Genomic DNA, 17,893 nt, shown 5'->3' on the forward strand with positions numbered 1-17,893 from the left:
TTTCTATGAAAATCTTTTGGTTCTTATTGATTTATCCTGTATTGGCATTTAGCCAAACAAGTTTTGATGATGTAAAAATGCTTTTTAAAAATAATCAATTTAAAAAAGCAGAAACTTTAATTAGCCAATATCTCAAAACAAACCCTAATAATATAGAAGCCATTGAGCTTTTAGGAGATGCTTACGGACATCAAAAAAAATGGAATGAGGCTATTGATTCTTATAAAAAATTAGTAAAAATCAATCCTAAAAGCGCAAATTATCATTACAAGTACGGTGGTGTTTTGGGGATGAAAGCATTACAAAATAAACTAAAAGCTGTTGGTTTTATAGGTGATGTAAAAGCATCATTTATTAAAGCTGCCGAGTTAGATCCCAACCATATAGAAACCCGTTGGGCTTTAGTAGAATTGTACATGCAATTACCCGGAATTATTGGGGGTAGTAAAAGCAAGTCGCTACATTATGCAGAAGAGCTAGAAAACCTTTCAAAAGTCGATGGCTATCTAGCAAAAGGCTATATTTATGAGTATGACGACGAACCTGAACAAGCCGAAAAATATTATAAAATGGCAATAAAAGAAGGCGGATCGTTAACCTGTTTTAATAAGTTAACAAAGCTCTACGAAAAAGAGAAAGCGCCCGAAAAAGCTATTAAAAACATGCAAGAAGCTCAAAAGAAACATAACCGAAATGCTTTGCATTATCAAATAGGAAAAGTGGCTGCAGAGTATAATGTCGAATTAGAAAAAGGGGAGCAATGTTTAAACACTTATTTAAAAAATTATTCAGAAGCCGATGGCGTTCCAAAAGCATGGGCGCATTACCGGTTGGCACAAATTTATATGCATAAAAATAATAAAACAAAAGCCTTAAAGTATATTGATTTAGCGCTTGCCGAATTGCCAAAAATCAAGATATTCTCTAAACTAAAGACGAAAATTTCAAATCTTTAGTATTTGGCCGTTACCTTTCAGGTCGGGCTTTCACTACTCGCTTCCCGAAAAAAACGGGAGAGCTCAAACAGGTCGTTCAATCCCTAACGCGGGTTTATTTGCTGTTTTCAGTTTTAACTAGCACCATTTTCTTTTTAATTTATAGCCAAAATTCAAACATAAAATATTCGTGTATTCGTGGCAAAAAAGTATATTTGAAGTATTCAAAACAATACCATGAACGTACATTTTATAGCTATTGGAGGTTCTGCCATGCATAATCTAGCCATTGCATTACACAATAAAGGATACCAAGTAACAGGAAGCGACGATACTATTTTTGAACCATCAAAATCTAGATTAGATGTCAAAGGACTCTTGCCAGAAACTTTTGGCTGGTATCCAGAAAAAATAACTCAAAATTTAGATGCTATTGTTTTGGGCATGCATGCAAAAGCTGATAATCCCGAACTTTTAAAAGCGCAAGCATTAGGGCTTAAAATTTATTCATATCCAGAGTTTCTGTACGAACAGTCAAAACATAAAACTCGTGTGGTTATTGGTGGAAGTCATGGTAAAACAACTATAACTTCTATGATTCTTCACGTAATGCATTATCACGATCGTGATGTCGATTATATGGTAGGCGCGCAGCTTGAAGGTTTTGATGTTATGGTAAAACTTACTGACGATAATGATTTCATGGTGCTAGAGGGTGATGAGTATTTAAGTTCGCCAATAGATATGCGACCAAAATTCCATTTATACAAACCCAATATTGCTTTGTTAAGTGGTATAGCTTGGGATCATATTAACGTGTTTCCAACCTACGAGAATTATGTAGAGCAGTTTAGCATTTTTGTCGATTCTATTGTTAACGGAGGAAGTATTAATTACAACGAAGAAGATCCAGAAGTTAAACGCGTTGTTGAAGCTAGCGAAAATACCATTAGAAAAATAGCTTATAAAACTCCAGAATACACCGTTGAAAACGGCGAAACACTTTTAGAAACGCCAGAAGGCGCATTACCTATCGAAGTATTTGGGAAACATAATCTAAACAATTTAGCAGGTGCTAAGTGGATTTGCCAACATATGGGCATTGATGAAGACGATTTTTACGAAGCCATTGCTACTTTTAAAGGCGCCAGCAAACGTTTGGAAAAAATAGCAGAAACTAAAACCAGTGTTGCCTATAAAGATTTTGCACACTCACCAAGTAAAGTAGAAGCTACTACCAAAGCCGTAAAAGAACAATACCAAAACAGAACCTTGGTTGCCTGTTTAGAACTACATACTTATAGTAGTTTAAATGCTGAGTTTTTAAAAGAATACAAAGGCGCATTAGATGCTGCCGATGTTGCGGTAGTGTTTTATTCTCCACACGCGGTTGAAATTAAAAAATTAGAAGAAGTAACACACGATCAAATAGCAAATGCTTTTCAGCGAGACGATTTAATTATTTATACCAATCCAGACGATTTTAAAGCCTTTTTATTCTCACAAAATTTTGATAATAAAGCTTTGCTTTTAATGAGTTCAGGTAATTATGGTGGTTTAGATTTTGATGCGGTTAAGGGACTTATAGAGTAGTTTATTATTACAATACGACACTAGTTTTCTCCCACACTATTAACTTCAATCCAATATCCATTAGGGTCTTGAAAGAATACTTGTCTAATACCATCTGCCCTAATACTTATTACGTCAAGGTTTCCAGGCCAATCATAATATTTAATTTGCATCGATTGAAGTTTTTTTATAAAGGCGTCAAAATTAGATGTTGTTAATGCCATATGCACTGCTTTAGTTACAGTGACTTCACCTTTATAATCTGAGATTAAATGTAATTCTTTACCCTCGCCTAATGAGAACCATCTTCTACTTGCTTTTTTTGTTTTATTTGTGATTTCTTTGAGGTTTAAAGTGTTTGTATAAAATTCAGCCGATTGATCTAGATTTTTCACAGAAAGTGCTACATGATTAAAATTTATAGAAAAATCAGAGTTGATTTGTGCTGATGTTGGGCTGTAAAATTGAATGATAAATATTAATAAAACTATTTTTTTCATTGTACAAATTTTTATTGCTTCTGAAAGTTACAATATTTATCTTTAACAAATGCAAGAAAAGCCATCATCGTTTTCAATAAAGAACTGGAGTCAAGACGATCAACCTCGCGAAAAGTTGCTCTATAAAGGTAAGGCTGCTTTAAGTGATGCAGAGTTGGTTGCTATTTTAATAGGATCGGGTAACAGAGACGAAAGCGCGGTAGCATTATGTAAACGAATTTTAGCAAGTGTTAATAATAATTTAAGCGAATTAGGAAAGCTATCAATCAAGCAACTCACAGAATTTAAAGGCATTGGAGAAGCAAAAGCAATAACTATTGTAGCAGCGTTAGAATTAGGAAGACGCCGAAGAGGAGAGCTAGCTTTAGATAAAAAGAAAATAACATCTAGTAATTCGGTTTTCGAACTTATGCAACCTGTTATTGGCGACTTGCAACATGAAGAGTTTTGGGTTATCTATTTAAATAATTCTAATAAGGTTATTCAAAAAAATCAATTAAGTAAAGGTGGAATTACAGGTACATTAGTTGATTTGCGATTGGTAATAAAAAGTTCGTTAGAAGTTGGTGCTACAGGATTGGTTTTGGCACATAATCATCCATCTGGAGCTTTAAAGCCTAGTGAAGCCGATAAGCATATTACTTCAAAATTAAAAATAGCAGCAGAAAGTTTAGATATAAAAGTATTAGACCATCTTATTATAACCGAAAATGCATATTTTAGTTTTGCCGATGAAGGAATATTATAAATTGATTAACGATATTCTCTCCCTTTGGGAGAGATGTTCAAAGGACAAAGAGGGACTATGCTTTTAGTTTATACACATAAAATAACACCACGCGTAAAATATGTTTTTAAACATATTTGTAACCGAATTTTGGGTATTGAGGTCTCTTTTACAACAAAAATTGAGGCTTTTATTGCTCATGATAGTTTAAAAATGTCTTATACAAAACAACAACTGGGTAATGAGTTTTTTGTAAAAAGTCATGATATTTTATTTGAGCAAGGACTAAGTGATGTTGAATTTAATATACACGATTGGGATGCTACAAAATGCTTTTTTTACATAGGCGATAAATGCTCCATACCGTTTGATATTTTTTCTGCGTCCTTTTATTTGTTATCGCGTTACGAAGAATATTTACCACATGTAAAAGATGAATACGGACGTTTTACAGCTTCTGAAAGTATAGCTTATAAGAACAATTTTTTACATCAACCAGTCGTTGATATTTGGGCCTATAAGTTTAAAGAAGCTTTAAAAAATCAATTTCCAGAATATCAATTTTCAGAAAGAACGTATCGCATTAAACCTGTTATAGATGTGCCTTGTGCTTATAGTTATAAGTTAAAAGGCATAATGAGAACTTTGGGTGGTACTGTAAAAGATTTGGTTAGGTTAAGGTTTAAAAGTTTGTATTATAGATTCATGGTAATTCTTGGTTTTAAACACGATCCATTTGATACTTTTAAGTATATAATCAATAGGCAGAAACAATCAAAGTTTAAGTTTTTGTTTTTCTTCATGATTGGCGATTATTCAACTTACGATAAGGGTATTAATGTCAATAATAAAAAATTCGTTTCACTTATAAAGCATGTGGCAGATTATTGTAAAGTAGGTTTAAAAACGTCATTTTTTGCAATTGATGATGCTGTTATATTGAAAAAGGAAAAAATGCGAATGGAAGATATTATTAACAACCCATTAAAAGCTTCAAGGCAGTCGTTTTCAAAACTTAATTTGCCAGAATCTTATAGAAACTATATCGAATTAGAAATTAGAGAAGATTATACCATGGGCTATGTAAATGAAATTGGGTTTAGAGCAGGATCATGCACACCTTTTTTATTTTACGATTTAGATTATGAAACACAGACACCATTGAAAATTTGCCCATACCATCTTATGGACTATGCGTTATTAAAAACAAAATCGTTATTAGATAAAAAGAAAGTTCTAAACGAAATTATTAATGAAGTAAAGCAAGTAAATGGGGAGTTTGTTCCTGTGTTTCATAACTATACTTTTAGCGATAACGAAAGATGGAATGGATTTAAAGAATTGTTTAATATAATTTTAGATTCAACAAATGAAGAAGCTTAATGGTATTACCGATGTGTTTTTTGATTTAGACCATACACTTTGGGATTTTGACAAAAACTCAGCCTTAACTTTTAATAAAATATTTGAAATAAATAATATAGAAGTTGATTTACAGTATTTTTTATCGCATTATGAACCTATAAATTTAAAGTATTGGAAACTTTATAGAGAAGAAAAAATAGAGAAAGAGGCGCTTCGTTTTGGTAGACTGAATGATGCTTTTTTAGCATTAAATCTTCAAATTGAATCGTCTTTAATTTATAAATTGTCAGATGATTATATAACGCACTTAACAAGTTATAATCACTTATTTGATAATACGTTTGAAATACTTGAGTACCTTAATACAACATACAATCTTCATATAATAACAAATGGATTTGAAGAAGTACAACATGGTAAATTAACGAAGTCTAATATTCATCATTATTTTAAAACGGTTACAAATTCTGAAATGGTTGGCGTTAAAAAGCCAAATCCTAAAATATTTAACTATGCATTACAATTAGCAAATGCCGATGTTAGTAAAAGTGTTATGATTGGAGATAATTATGAAGCCGATATTTTAGGAGCTTTAGATATAGGAATGGATGCCATTTTTTTTGATGTTAATAATGTGACATTTGATAATAATTTGAAACAAATAAACGCGCTTTTAGATTTGAAAAAGTATTTGTAAATCGAAAATAAAAGTTAATTATCTCGTTTAAATGAGATGATTTTATAATTTAACAGACACAAAGTGTATATTTACATTTAGGTTTTAACTATATATTTATTAAAAATGAAGACTAAGTTTTTTTCTTTACTTGTTACATGTTTAATTGTAACTTCTGTATTTGCACAAGCTAATTTAAACGATTACAAATATGTGATTGTTCCAACAAAATATGATTTTTTAAAAGAGAGTAACCAGTATCAATTAAATGCATTAACTAAATTTTTGTTTAATAAATACGGATTTGAAACTTTGATGGAAGGTGATGAATACCCTGAAGATTTAGTAAGAAACAGATGTTTGGCATTACGATCTAATGTTACAAAAGATAATGGGCTTTTTAAAACGAAATTATTAGTGACATTAAAAGGTTGTAATGATCAAGTTGTGTTTATATCTCAATTGGGTGAAAGTAGAGAAAAAGAATATGACAAAGCTTATACCGAAGCGATTCGGAATGCTTTTAAGTCTATTGAAGAGGCTAATTATAAGTATGAACCAAAAGCTGAAGGTGTAGTTCTAGCATCAAATAAGAAAGAAGTTAAAGCTGAAGCTTCTGAAGAAATAAAAAAATTAAAAGAAGAAATTCAAACTCTTAAAAAAGAAAAGAAAGCTGAGGTTGTTGAGCAGGAGGTTGAGGAAGCTGTTATTGAAATAGTAGAAGAGGTTCCTGTAGAAAAAGTAGAACCTAAAGAAGTAGCTGTTAAAAAAGTAGTATCTAATGTTTTATATGCTCAAGAAATTGAAAATGGTTTTCAGTTAGTTGATAGCTCTCCACGAGTGGTTTATAAAATTAAAAAAACAAGTATGAAGGATGTTTTTTTAGTTCTAAATAAAAACGGTACGTTATCTAAAAAGGGGGCTGATTGGGTTTTAGAATATTACGAGAATGATGTTTTAAAGCAAGAAGTTCTAAATATTAAATTTTAACTAAAATCTTGTTTTGTAACGTGAAGTGCGTTAGGGATTGCAGTGAAAATCCTTTTGCTTTTTGCAAAAGATTGTAGCGGAAAGCCCGACCCTTGGGGTAACGCCCAAATTAATAACCGTATTTATCTTTCCAACGTTGTTTTAAAAATTCACGATGCGCATTCTCTCTAGCATTATTACCTGGTTCGTAAAATGTGGTGTTTTTAATGCTGTCTGGTAGAAATTCTTGCTCTGCAAAGTTGTTTTCGTAATTATGCGAATATTTATAATCATCGCCATAACCAAGCTCTTTCATTAACTTTGTTGGTGCATTTCTAATACCTAATGGTACTGATAAATCGCCTGTTTGTTTTACCAATTGTTGCGCGTTGCCAATAGCTGTGTAAGTGGCATTGCTTTTGGGTGAACATGCCAAATAAGTTGCACATTGACTTAATATAATTCTGGATTCTGGATAGCCAATAGTAGAAACCGCCTGAAAGGTATTATTTGCAATAACCAAAGCCGTGGGGTTGGCATTTCCAATATCTTCGCTGGCAGCAATAAGTAAGCGTCTCGCAATAAATTTAACATCTTCGCCACCTTCAATCATACGTGCTAACCAATAAACCGCAGCGTTGGGATCGCTACCACGAATAGATTTTATAAATGCCGATATAATATCGTAATGTTGTTCGCCAGTTTTATCGTAACGTACCGTATTGTTCTGAATTTTTTGTAAAACACGGTCGTCTGTAATAATAACAGAGTCTGAACCTTCAGAGTTTACAATCAACTCAAAAATATTTAAAAGCTTTCTTGCATCACCGCCTGAAAGTCTTATTAAGGCATTGGTTTCTTTAAGTTTTATGTCTTTCTTAGCTAAGAGTTCGTCTTTTTCTATAGCTCGCTTTAAAAGGGTTTCTAGATCGGTTTTATCAAATGCATTTAAAATGTAAACTTGACAGCGAGAAAGCAATGCGGGAATAACCTCAAAACTTGGGTTTTCGGTTGTTGCACCAACTAAAGTTACCCAACCTTTTTCTACAGCTTGTAATAACGAATCTTGTTGCGATTTACTAAATCTATGAATCTCATCAATAAATAAAATAGGGTTTTTGGTGGTAAATAAACCACCGCTTTGCTTTGCTTTTTCAATAACATCGCGAATATCTTTTACTCCAGAATTTATGGCACTAAGCGTGTAAAAAGGTCTGCCAGATTCGGATGCAATAATATTGGCAAGTGTTGTTTTTCCAATACCCGGAGGTCCCCAAAAAATCATGGATGGAATTAAACCTTGTTTTATATGCTGCGTTAATGTACCGCTTTCTCCAACTAGGTGTGTTTGACTAATATAGTCTTCTAGAGTTTTTGGTCTTAATCGTTCCGCTAAAGGTTCATTCACATTCATAATGTAAAATTAAAGATTTATTCCTGTGTAAACAGAAATCTTTTAAGGAATTTGGATAATTAATGGTTGTATTTGTTTTGGAAGTATTCCTAAAAGATAATCCCTCACGCGGGTATATCTGCCAATTTAGCACCAAATACTAAGTTGGTTAACTATTTGCTATATTTAGAGTAATGAAACAACACGAACATTTTAAATTCTCGACAGGCGTTGTGGGGTATCCCATCTTTTTTGTGCTAACTATTTGGTTAGTATTTTGGTTCGAAGTGCGTTTTGGGTTCAATTTTAGTAAGTATGGTGTGTATCCTCAAACAATAAAAGGATTACTCGGTATTCTTTTTAGCCCGTTTATTCATGGCGATATAAAACACATATATCATAATACAATTCCGTTATTTGTGCTATCAATGGCTTTATTTTATTTCTATAGACCCATTGCATGGAAAGTTATTCTTTTAGGTGTTTTATTTTCAGGATTGTTGACTTGGTGTATTGGGAGGCCATCCTATCATATTGGAGCAAGCGGACTTATTTATGTATTGGTAAGTTTTACCTTTTTTAAAGGTGTTTTTGCTAAACATTATCGGTTAATAGCATTGTCTCTTTTAGTCATTTTTCTTTATGGAAGTATGATTTGGTATACTATGCCAGTTAAAGAAGGTATTTCGTGGGAAGGGCATTTGTCGGGATTAATTACAGGGCTATTATTTGCTTTGTTTTTTAGAAAACAAATAGCAAAACCAAAAAAGTATGTTTGGGAACAAGAAAATTATAACGAAGCTGATGACCCATTTTTAAAGCATTTTGATGCAGATGGAAACTTTATAGACTCTATTGAACCTCAGCTAGAGGATGAGCAAGTACCTAAAATAAACTATACTTATAAAGAAAATAAAGATTAATTTTATAAAAAGGATAAATAAATGAAAAGGAGATTTTTAAGCGTTTATACATTGTTATGTTTTTTTGTAATTGCATCTTGTAGTAGTAATGATAATGAAATAGAAAAACCAATTGAAGAAGTTGTTTTAGCTGATGAGGTTGAAGTATATGTTGCAGATAAACTGGAAAATAGTGTAGCTTTAATTGTGAAAAATGGAGGAGAATCTTCTTTTTTAGTTGATAAGAAAGGAGAGATATTAAAAGTTTGGGATTTTGAAATAGCATTGGGTAACGATTTAGAATTATTGCCTGATGGAAGATTACTTGGTATTTTTAAAGCATCAAATCTTAGTTTTTCTTTTGGAGGATTTGGAGGAATAGTTAGAATAATAAATGTTGACGGTTCTATAGATTGGGAATTTAACTATTACTCTGAAAATTATTTAGCGCATCATGATGTGGAAATGCTTCCAAATGGAAATGTTTTAATAATAGTTTGGGAACGTGTTTTAGCTTTAGATGCTAAGAATATGGGTATAGAGGTAGATAGTGATGTGTATACAGAATCTTTAATTGAGGTAAACCCTAAAAATAATCAAATAGTATGGGAGTGGCATAGTATAGATCATTTGGTTCAAGATATTGATAGTAATCTTCCTAATTATGGTTTTGTAAAAGATAACCCACAACTTATTAATCATAATTATGTAAAAAGAGATAATGGAGATATAATGCACGCAAATGGAATAGATTATGATCCTGTCAAAGATTTAATTTACATGAGTATTAATTTTTATAGTGAAGTATGGGTTATCGACCATTCTACCACGACTTCTGAATCTTCAACACATAAAGGAGGTAGTTATAATAAAGGAGGTGATTTAATTTATCGTTTTGGTAATCCAGAGGCATACAATAATACTGTTGGAAAGAGATTATTTTATAATAATCATTTTCCAAATTTTTTAGAACAAGATGAAGTAGGAGCTGGTAATGTTTTAGTTTTCAATAATAATTATGAAGCAGAACAGTCTACAGTTCATGAGTTTAAAATGCCAGATAATTTTGAACTTATTGCAGATTCAGATAATGAGCCACAAGAAATATGGAGTTTTACCGATCCTAATTTGTATAATGTTCGGATATCTGGCGCAGTAAGACTTAAAAATGGCAATACTTTAATATGTGAAGGAGATTATGGAATATGGGAAGTAACTCCACAAAATGAAGTGGTATGGAAGTATAATTCAGAAGGCAATTTTTGGCGAGCCTATAATTACTTATTTACTGATTCAGAAATAATTAATTTAAAACTTTAGTTTTACTATAATCTTTGCCTTAAAGCTTCATACAAAAAAGCTCCACATGCAACTGATACATTTAAAGATTCTATTTCACCTATTAAAGGTAATTTTGCTTTAGCATCAACAACTTTTAATGTCGATGGGTTTATACCTCTATCTTCAGAACCCATAATAATAGCACAAGGCTCTTTAAAAGACACATCATATAACGTGTTGTCTGTTTTTTCGGTAGCAGCTATTACTTTTATATCTGATGCTTGCATGAAAAATACAGCGTCTTTAATATGATCTACTTTACAAATAGGGATTTTAAAAACGGCACCAGCACTTGTTTTAATCGTATCTCCATTTACAGGAGCACCACCTTTTTTCTGGATAATAATGCCATCAACGCCTGTACATTCTGCAGTTCTAATAATCGCACCAAAATTACGTACATCACTTAATTGATCAAGCAATAAAAATAGTGGTGTTTTTCCAGATTCAAAAACACTAGTGACTAATGTTTCCATATCATGAAAAGCGATAGGTGATATTTGAGCTACTGCACCTTGGTGGTTGCTTCTTGTTAATCTATTAAGTTTTTCTACAGGAACATATGATGAATTAACACTTTTTTTTCTTAATACAGTCTCTAACTCGGTAAACAATTCTCCTTTTAAACCTTTTTGAAGGAATACTTTATCTATAGTTTTACCAGAATTTATAGCTTCAATAATAGCTCTAATACCAAAAATTTGTGTTTGTTCTTGCATGGGGTAAAGGTATAAAAAAACCACCTCGATTGAGGTGGTTTTTTATCAATAAATCATTTACTAATTAAAGTTCGTATAATGTAAAAGTTCTAACACCTTCTCCATCGGTTGTTTGAGTTAAACCATAGTCTACATAGCCACCACGACCACCTTCTACTGTACCTTCAAATACTTCTCTTGTACCATCAGGTTGTGTTAAAGTCAATTGAAAAGGAATAGGAGTATCTCCATTCCAAATAGCTACTTCAATTATATAATCACCATCAGCATATTCTTCATTTGCAGGATTGTTAAAGAAATCACCTTCAAATCTATCTCCACTTTCTGCTGATTCAAATACTTCAGAAAAATCACTGTTATATACGTATAAATCAAGATCATTTAAATCATAAGGGCCTTGCCAGTCTAAACTTAATTTTAAAACATTTTCACCTGGAGCTAAATAAGCACTACTCGTAATATTTGATTGTAGTAAATTTATTGTAACCGGATCTGATGATAAAGTGTATGGGTCATCTACTTTAGCTCCATCTTCAGGTTGTGTAAGCGCAACACCTGTTAAAGTAACTGTTAGAGGTGCACCTCCATAAGGAATTTCCTGACCGAAATCTGGTATTTCAAATGTGCCAGAAGCTGAAGATGCTCCTGCAGGAACTGTAATATATGATTTTCCTTCATAAGGGTCGAATTCAAAAGCTGCTACAAATGAAGATGATATTGTAATTTCAACAGTTGATTCTACCGTAAAACTTTGTGGTAAAGTAACTGTAGCCTCAACTTCATCGGAGCTAAAAATTTTAGTTATTGGACTATCAATAGTTATGGTACCAGTAAGTGGAGTCTTAACTTCTTCGTCAACATATGCTCTAGTAAAGGTGTCATCTCCACAGGAAAATGCGCCAATGCATACTATTGTTAATATTATATATTTTATATTTTTCATATTGAGTTATATTTATTATAAATAGTTATTATTTTAGGTACCAAGATCAGCATCACATAATACTAATAGTCCTGCTGGTGTATTTGTTCCATATTCGCCAATTAAGTCTCCATTAGGATCGTATACTTCAAATGAAATTTCTCCATATTGGTCTCCTGGGAATTCCCAAAGCACAAGGTCTGCACCTGCTGGTATTTCTACAGTAGTAGTAGCGTCAGAACCATCGTTTGGTGTGCAACCACCTTCAGCTTCGTCTGCAAATGTTCCTGTATTTGATGATCCGTAAGGTGAACACATACCAAATTCAATAACTTCATCATCGACAGTTATTTTAATACCACTTCCACCATTACCGTCATCTGTTTGCCATCCATCACCATAAGAATCATGCATGTCAATAGTATAAACTCCAGGAGGAGAAGGTGGACAAGCAACTGCCATTACAATTTTCATGGCATTAAAATAAGAAGCAACTTCTAAAGTAGCTTCTGTATTGCCTTTTCCAATTACTCCTGTATCTGTATCAAATTCAGTTCTTTCACCGTTAAATACTCTACCATCATTAGTAGTGGCTATACCAATGAATGTAAATAAATCACCAAAAGAAATGTCACTTACAGAAACCCCAGCTTTATCTGCTATTTGTTGACTAGTAATGTTTAACGTAGCAGGAAATGATGTGTATGTATCATAATTGTCAATGTAATAAGTTGTTCCACCTATAGTTGCTTTTAAAGCTAAGGTATAAGAACTTAGGTTGTTATTTGCATCAATTATCTCACCAGAATATTCAATATTCTGAGGTTCAAAAACGATACCGTCAGGTTGTGCACCTGAAAACTTTACAAATCCTCCCTTTGCCAAATCATGAACTGTAGGATTATTAAACGTACTCTCATCGGTACAAGCGTATATGCCGATAAATAATACTAGTGCTGTTAATATATATATTGTTTTTTTCATCATCATTTTTTTTTATTAGTCTATAAAGCCTGCAGGATTAGTGTCCCAAAAAACTTGATCTGTTAGTTTTTTGTTTAATTCAAAATCTTCATTAGCGTTCGTGTCAATTTCTGTTGCTGGATAGAAGAAACTTCTAATAAAATCACCTCCAGAAGGTAAAACGTGTGCTTCTAAATCAGGATAACCTGTTCTTCTATATGCATTGTAAGCTTCCACACTGTTCCCGAATGATGCTATATAATATTCTTTAATTATAATTTCTAGCTTTTCTTCATCAGAACCAGCATTGAAATTTGTAATTACTTCATCAATATAGTCACTTACTTCTGATTCAACCATTGGAATACCACTAACTTCAGCAACTAAATCAAATGATTCTTGCATTGCATTTTCAAGTAATGTAGCTCCGTTTCCAGAAGAACCTAAGCCAGCAGGAGCAGGTAAGCTTGCTTCAGCTAGTAAGAAATTCATAAATGATGAAGTTAATATTGGGAATATACCTTCGCCACCATTGTTAGTACTATTTACGGTTGATGGATTAACATTTAATAAATAGTTAGCTATAAATTCTTCCTCAGTTAATGTTGTTGTAGAAGGATCATATGCGTCTTTTGCATTGTTTGTTTCTTCTGTTTGAGAACCAGCTTCATCATAAGCACCACCACCTGGATAAATACCATATGCTGTTCTAGTAACACCATTATTAGGAATACCGTCATCATCTCCTCTGTCTCTACCAATATATCCACTTCCTAAATAGCAATATAAATAGTTGTCATCACATTGATCAATATCTTCATCAATAGGGTCATTTAAATCTTGGCGATAGAAATAATAAGGAGTCCTTGGGTCTCTAGCATTTTTGTCTACACGCAATAAATTCATGAAGCCATTACTTTGAAACGTATTTCCTGCCGTTGTACCTACAGCATATTGTTGTTGAAAATATGGGTGCCTGTTATCTGGGTTGTTATCACTTGTCCCAAAATAAATAGCAAAATTATCATCTGCTTCTTTAATATAATTACCAGCACTAACTATGGCATTTAATGCGCTAACATTTGGTGTTGATAATTTGCTTTGAACATACATTCTTAGCTTTAAAGAGTTAGCTAATTTTATCCACTTAGATGTGTCACCATCATAATAAAGATCTTCAAAGGTTTGTGAGCCTTCTTTCTTTAAATTAGCAATTGCTAAATCTAATTGATCATACATAGCATCATAAATTGACTGACCACTATCTAGAGAAGGATTTTCAAACTCTGGATTTACAGCTTCACTATAAACAGCTGCACCTATAAAGTCTACTAATGTAACGTAAGAGTAAGCTTCTAATACTTGAGCAACTCCAACATGTTGAGGTAAGTTGTTAGTTTCAGATAAGCTTTCTAAGAAGTTTAAATTACTAGTTATTGAATATGTGTTTTGCCAAACACCATTCATGGCATCGGTACCAGCCGATTGGGCAAAAGTTCCGAATAAGTTCGAATGATCTACTAAGGGTTCTACAATAGAAGAAAATGATGTCATTTGAATTCCAAATGTTGTTTGAATACCATTTAAAACAAAGTTTGCATCTGCTGATTCCTCAGTTAACTCATATGGGTTTGCTTGTAATTCTAAATTTGTAGTTTCACATGAGCTTACTAATGCTAGCAGCATTATGCTCATAATGAAATAAATTCTTTTTGATTTATATAATATTTTCATTATTTAATCTTTTAAAAAGTTAATTTAATGCTCAACGAATATTGCTTGTATGATGGTGCATTTTGGAAATCAATACCGAAAGAGTTTCCTTGACCAGTAGCTAATACTTCAGGATCGAGATTTAAATGTTCTGGCATATTAGGTGTATAAAACCAAAGGTTGTTGCCAGTTAAAGTAAATATAGCACTTCCAAATGGTGTTTTTTCTAATGCTTTTCCAGATAGTTGATAGCTTAATGATACATCTCTTAAACGAATGGTAGTAGCATCATAAACTTGGTTTTCTTCAACATCTTGTGTGTTAATGAAGTAAACATCGTTTGGACCAATTTGAACGGTATTAGGAATTGGATCTCCATTTCCATCAAGTATTGGTAAGCCAGTTGCAGGGTCTCCGTAAACACCTGGTAAAACAAAGGTTCCTTCTCTGTCTTCTGTGTCTTTAGTAACACCACGTCTTAATAAGTTTTGAGCAGTTGTAGAATATAAGTCACCACCATGAACATATTCTAATTGTGCACTTAAACTAAAGTTTTTATAAGTAAAAGAATTTATTGTTGAAACTCTAAAGTCTTCGTTTGGATCTCCTATAATTTCATCTTCTAAACCAACATCATCACTAAAAATGATTTTACCAGTTGTTGGGTTAATTAATAAATTTCCAGCATCATCTTTAACAGCAAATGTTCCTCTGAATACTCCAAAAGGCTCACCATTAATAGCCGAATTTACACCAAGTGTTCCTATTTGTACTAAATCAATAGGAAGGTTTTCAACAGTAGATTCATAGGCTGTGAAATTTGTATTAATATTCCAAGAAAAATCATCGGTTAAAAGTGGAGTAACAATTAAACCAACCTCTAAACCTTCAGTAACAACATCACCTGCGTTTATTGCAGTTTGTGTATATCCTGTTGAATTAGGTAAGTTAGAGTATAAAATTTGATCTTCGGTTGTTTTCTTATAAGCAGAAATATCAAAAATCAAACGATTATTTAAATACTTTCCTTCTACACCAATTTCAAACTCTTTTAAAAATTCTGGTTTTAAATTTGGGTTTGGTAAAAAGCTACTTACGAAGTTTGTTGCTATTACAGAACTGTCATAAGGATTTATCCAAGAGTTTGGATTAGCATTTAATTCCGGTCGAGTTAAATATGCTAAAGGGAAACTAGCTGAAGAACCGTAACCACCTCTAATCTTTAAATAATCACCATTACTTCCAAATCCATCAAATGCAGCAGTTGGTAAAAATGATACAGAAACACTAGGGTAAAATACAGATTGTTGGTCTTTTTCAACAGTAGAACCCCAATCATTTCTTGCTTGTAGGTTTAAGTAAAGATAGTTTTTAAATGCAAAATCTACACCTCCAAAAACACCGATTCTGTTTTGTTCTGATGATGTAATAACTTCGCCATCTAAAGTTGTAAAATCTGTTTGTGGTGTATAAGTTCTGTAATTATCTAAATCTACAAACCCAAATACAACTTGGTCACTTCCAACAACGCCATTAATTTCTCTAACAGTGTTTTTTGTTTCCATACCTAATTGACCTTGTATAGAAACGTTTTCAGTTAATTTAATGTCACTGAAATTAAATAAGAAACGATGGTTTGTTACTTTGCTAGTGTTAACGTAGTATTGTAAAAAACCTAATGGAGCAATTATACCACCTTTATTTTGGTGATCTCTATTAATTTCGTTGTATTTATCTAAACCAAATGTATAGCCTAAGCTTAATTTATCATTAAGTGTATATACTAAGTTAGTACTAGCAGTTATACGATCACTATCATCAGCATATCCACTATTTTTTAACTGCCATAAAGGGTTTGCGAAATCATCTCTGTAGTAAACATTTGCACCTGTATTAGGGTCTTCAAATGGTAGGTTTTGAATATCTAAGTTTCTTGGTATCCAAGTTAATATATCAAATACATTTAATGTAGGTCTAGATGATACTGTATTTGAGTAATCAGCCTTTGCATTTAAAACAAAATTATTACTTAACCTTGCAGAACCACCAAACGACATGTTTAATCTTTGTAATTTACTTGCTTCAACAACACCTTTTTGATCTGTATGACTTACGTTAAAACTAAAAGAAGCGTTTTCAGTACTTTTTGTAACCAATACAGAAGTATTGCGTCCAAAATTAGTATTGAAGAAGTCGTTAACGTTATTAGGGAACGCTTTATATTCTACAGTTTGGCCTTGAAACTGAGGAAAAGATTCTGCGTATTCTCCAATAGCAAGAGGGTGTGGTGCTTGTTGACCATTAAATTTTGCCCCCCAAGTCCCTAAGAAAGTTGTATTAATATTATTGTCTGAACCTTGCCCGTAAGTATTTTGAAAATCAGGTAGGTTTGCAACTTCCAATAATGAGGTTGTATTTATAATTTGTATTTCAAACTTCCCTTCTTTTAAAATAGGAGATCCAGTTTTGGTAGTTATTAAAATAACTCCATTTCTACCATCCTCACCATAAAGTGTAGATGCAGCTAGACCTTTAAGAACACTTGTTGAAGAAATGTTGTTAGGGTCAATATCAAAAGAACGATCACCTGCAATTGGAATTCCATCAACTACATATAACGGTTGATTGTTTCCCGTAATAGAGTTTTTAGATCTAATAATTACACTTGGTGATTGTCCTAAAAAACCTCCGGCAGTATTAACTTGAACCCCAGCAATTTTACCAGTAAGTAACTTAGCAACATCTGCTTCAGGTTTGCTTTCTATGGATTGTGCCGATATTGTAGTTACGGCATACCCAAGTGCTTTTTTCTCACGCTTAATACCTTGGGCGGTAATAACAACTTCTTCTAAAGATTCTGCATCTTCTTCCAAAATAACGTTAATTTTACTGGAAGCACCTACAACTACTTCTTTGGTTTTATTACCAACAAAACTAAAAACCAGAGTAGAACCCTGACTTACATTTATTGAGTAATTACCATCAAAATCTGTTGAAGTACCAGAAGTAGTACCTTTAACTAAGACAGTTGCTCCAGGAAGTGGTAGGCCAGATTCATCTGATACCGTACCTGAAATTGTCTTTTCTTGTGCAAATGTTATTTGCACGACAAACGCTAGTAATAGCGTTAAAATTCCACTAAACTTTGTTTTCATTTTATAATTATTTGAATTAGTCAATGCCAAAAATCATAATA

Annotated in this window: 15 protein-coding genes; 8 read left to right on the forward strand and 7 right to left on the reverse strand. The window is 32.5% G+C overall.

The genetic code is table 11. The features are described from left to right. Positions 1 to 5 precede the first annotated feature (5 nt). The gene (locus ACH5TW_RS12795) at positions 6 to 956 is read left to right on the forward strand and encodes a tetratricopeptide repeat protein (protein ID WP_439336902.1); all 951 of its coding nucleotides are present in this window, start codon (positions 6 to 8) and stop codon (positions 954 to 956) included. A gap of 216 nt (positions 957 to 1,172) precedes the next feature. Beyond that, the gene (locus tag ACH5TW_RS12800) at positions 1,173 to 2,528 is read left to right on the forward strand and encodes a UDP-N-acetylmuramate--L-alanine ligase (protein WP_439336903.1); all 1,356 of its coding nucleotides are present in this window, start codon (positions 1,173 to 1,175) and stop codon (positions 2,526 to 2,528) included. A 20-nt stretch (positions 2,529 to 2,548) separates the two neighbouring features. On the opposite strand, the gene ACH5TW_RS12805 is transcribed toward ACH5TW_RS12800, so the two are convergent. After that, entirely contained in the window at positions 2,549 to 3,007 is a 459-nt protein-coding gene (locus ACH5TW_RS12805) for a VOC family protein (RefSeq protein ID WP_439336904.1), read from the reverse strand. Positions 3,008 to 3,056: 49 nt separating this feature from the next. On the opposite strand from ACH5TW_RS12805, the gene radC reads away from it, so the two are divergent. The 4 genes from radC (at position 3,057) to ACH5TW_RS12825 (ending at position 6,765) form a co-directional block, all read left to right on the forward strand. After that, entirely contained in the window at positions 3,057 to 3,755 is a 699-nt protein-coding gene (radC, locus tag ACH5TW_RS12810) for a RadC family protein (RefSeq protein WP_439336905.1), read from the forward strand. Between the two features lie 57 nt (positions 3,756 to 3,812). After that, positions 3,813 to 5,117, forward strand: a complete 1,305-nt coding sequence (locus ACH5TW_RS12815; protein WP_439336906.1) for a polysaccharide deacetylase family protein — start codon at positions 3,813 to 3,815, stop codon at positions 5,115 to 5,117. Continuing rightward, positions 5,104 to 5,796, forward strand: coding sequence for a YjjG family noncanonical pyrimidine nucleotidase (locus tag ACH5TW_RS12820; protein WP_439336907.1), 693 nt, complete (start codon positions 5,104 to 5,106; stop codon positions 5,794 to 5,796). The genes ACH5TW_RS12815 and ACH5TW_RS12820 overlap by 14 nt, the downstream gene beginning before the upstream one ends. 105 nt (positions 5,797 to 5,901) lie before the next feature. Next, positions 5,902 to 6,765, forward strand: a complete 864-nt coding sequence (locus ACH5TW_RS12825) for a hypothetical protein (protein WP_439336908.1) — start codon at positions 5,902 to 5,904, stop codon at positions 6,763 to 6,765. A 109-nt stretch (positions 6,766 to 6,874) separates the two neighbouring features. Here ACH5TW_RS12825 and ACH5TW_RS12830 read toward each other — a convergent pair whose 3' ends face one another. After that, positions 6,875 to 8,152: a replication-associated recombination protein A gene (locus tag ACH5TW_RS12830; protein ID WP_439337515.1), complete on the reverse strand. Its 1,278-nt coding sequence runs from the start codon at positions 8,150 to 8,152 to the stop codon at positions 6,875 to 6,877. Between the two features lie 179 nt (positions 8,153 to 8,331). On the opposite strand from ACH5TW_RS12830, the gene ACH5TW_RS12835 reads away from it, so the two are divergent. Further along, on the forward strand, positions 8,332 to 9,060 hold the full coding sequence (locus tag ACH5TW_RS12835; RefSeq protein WP_439336909.1) for a rhomboid family intramembrane serine protease: 729 nt from the start codon (positions 8,332 to 8,334) through the stop codon (positions 9,058 to 9,060). Positions 9,061 to 9,081: 21 nt separating this feature from the next. Beyond that, on the forward strand, positions 9,082 to 10,359 hold the full coding sequence (locus ACH5TW_RS12840) for an aryl-sulfate sulfotransferase (RefSeq protein ID WP_439336910.1): 1,278 nt from the start codon (positions 9,082 to 9,084) through the stop codon (positions 10,357 to 10,359). A gap of 5 nt (positions 10,360 to 10,364) precedes the next feature. Here the strand turns inward: ACH5TW_RS12840 and rlmB are convergent, their stop codons facing one another. The 5 genes from rlmB to ACH5TW_RS12865 all read right to left on the reverse strand — a co-directional run bounded on the left by rlmB (position 10,365) and on the right by ACH5TW_RS12865 (position 17,852). Further along, positions 10,365 to 11,099, reverse strand: coding sequence for a 23S rRNA (guanosine(2251)-2'-O)-methyltransferase RlmB (gene rlmB, locus ACH5TW_RS12845; RefSeq protein ID WP_439336911.1), 735 nt, complete (start codon positions 11,097 to 11,099; stop codon positions 10,365 to 10,367). Positions 11,100 to 11,163: 64 nt separating this feature from the next. Next, positions 11,164 to 12,042 carry a hypothetical protein gene (locus tag ACH5TW_RS12850; RefSeq protein ID WP_439336912.1) on the reverse strand — a complete coding sequence of 293 codons (879 nt, stop codon included), beginning with the start codon at positions 12,040 to 12,042 and terminating at the stop codon, positions 11,164 to 11,166. A 33-nt stretch (positions 12,043 to 12,075) separates the two neighbouring features. Beyond that, positions 12,076 to 13,005, reverse strand: a complete 930-nt coding sequence (locus ACH5TW_RS12855; RefSeq protein WP_439336913.1) for a hypothetical protein — start codon at positions 13,003 to 13,005, stop codon at positions 12,076 to 12,078. A gap of 15 nt (positions 13,006 to 13,020) precedes the next feature. Continuing rightward, positions 13,021 to 14,679 carry a SusD/RagB family nutrient-binding outer membrane lipoprotein gene (locus tag ACH5TW_RS12860; protein ID WP_439336914.1) on the reverse strand — a complete coding sequence of 553 codons (1,659 nt, stop codon included), beginning with the start codon at positions 14,677 to 14,679 and terminating at the stop codon, positions 13,021 to 13,023. Between the two features lie 50 nt (positions 14,680 to 14,729). Then, positions 14,730 to 17,852 carry a SusC/RagA family TonB-linked outer membrane protein gene (locus tag ACH5TW_RS12865; protein WP_439336915.1) on the reverse strand — a complete coding sequence of 1,041 codons (3,123 nt, stop codon included), beginning with the start codon at positions 17,850 to 17,852 and terminating at the stop codon, positions 14,730 to 14,732. Positions 17,853 to 17,893 lie beyond the last annotated feature (41 nt).

Source organism: Thalassobellus sediminis, assembly GCF_044386045.1.
Lineage (GTDB): Bacteria > Bacteroidota > Bacteroidia > Flavobacteriales > Flavobacteriaceae > Thalassobellus > Thalassobellus sediminis.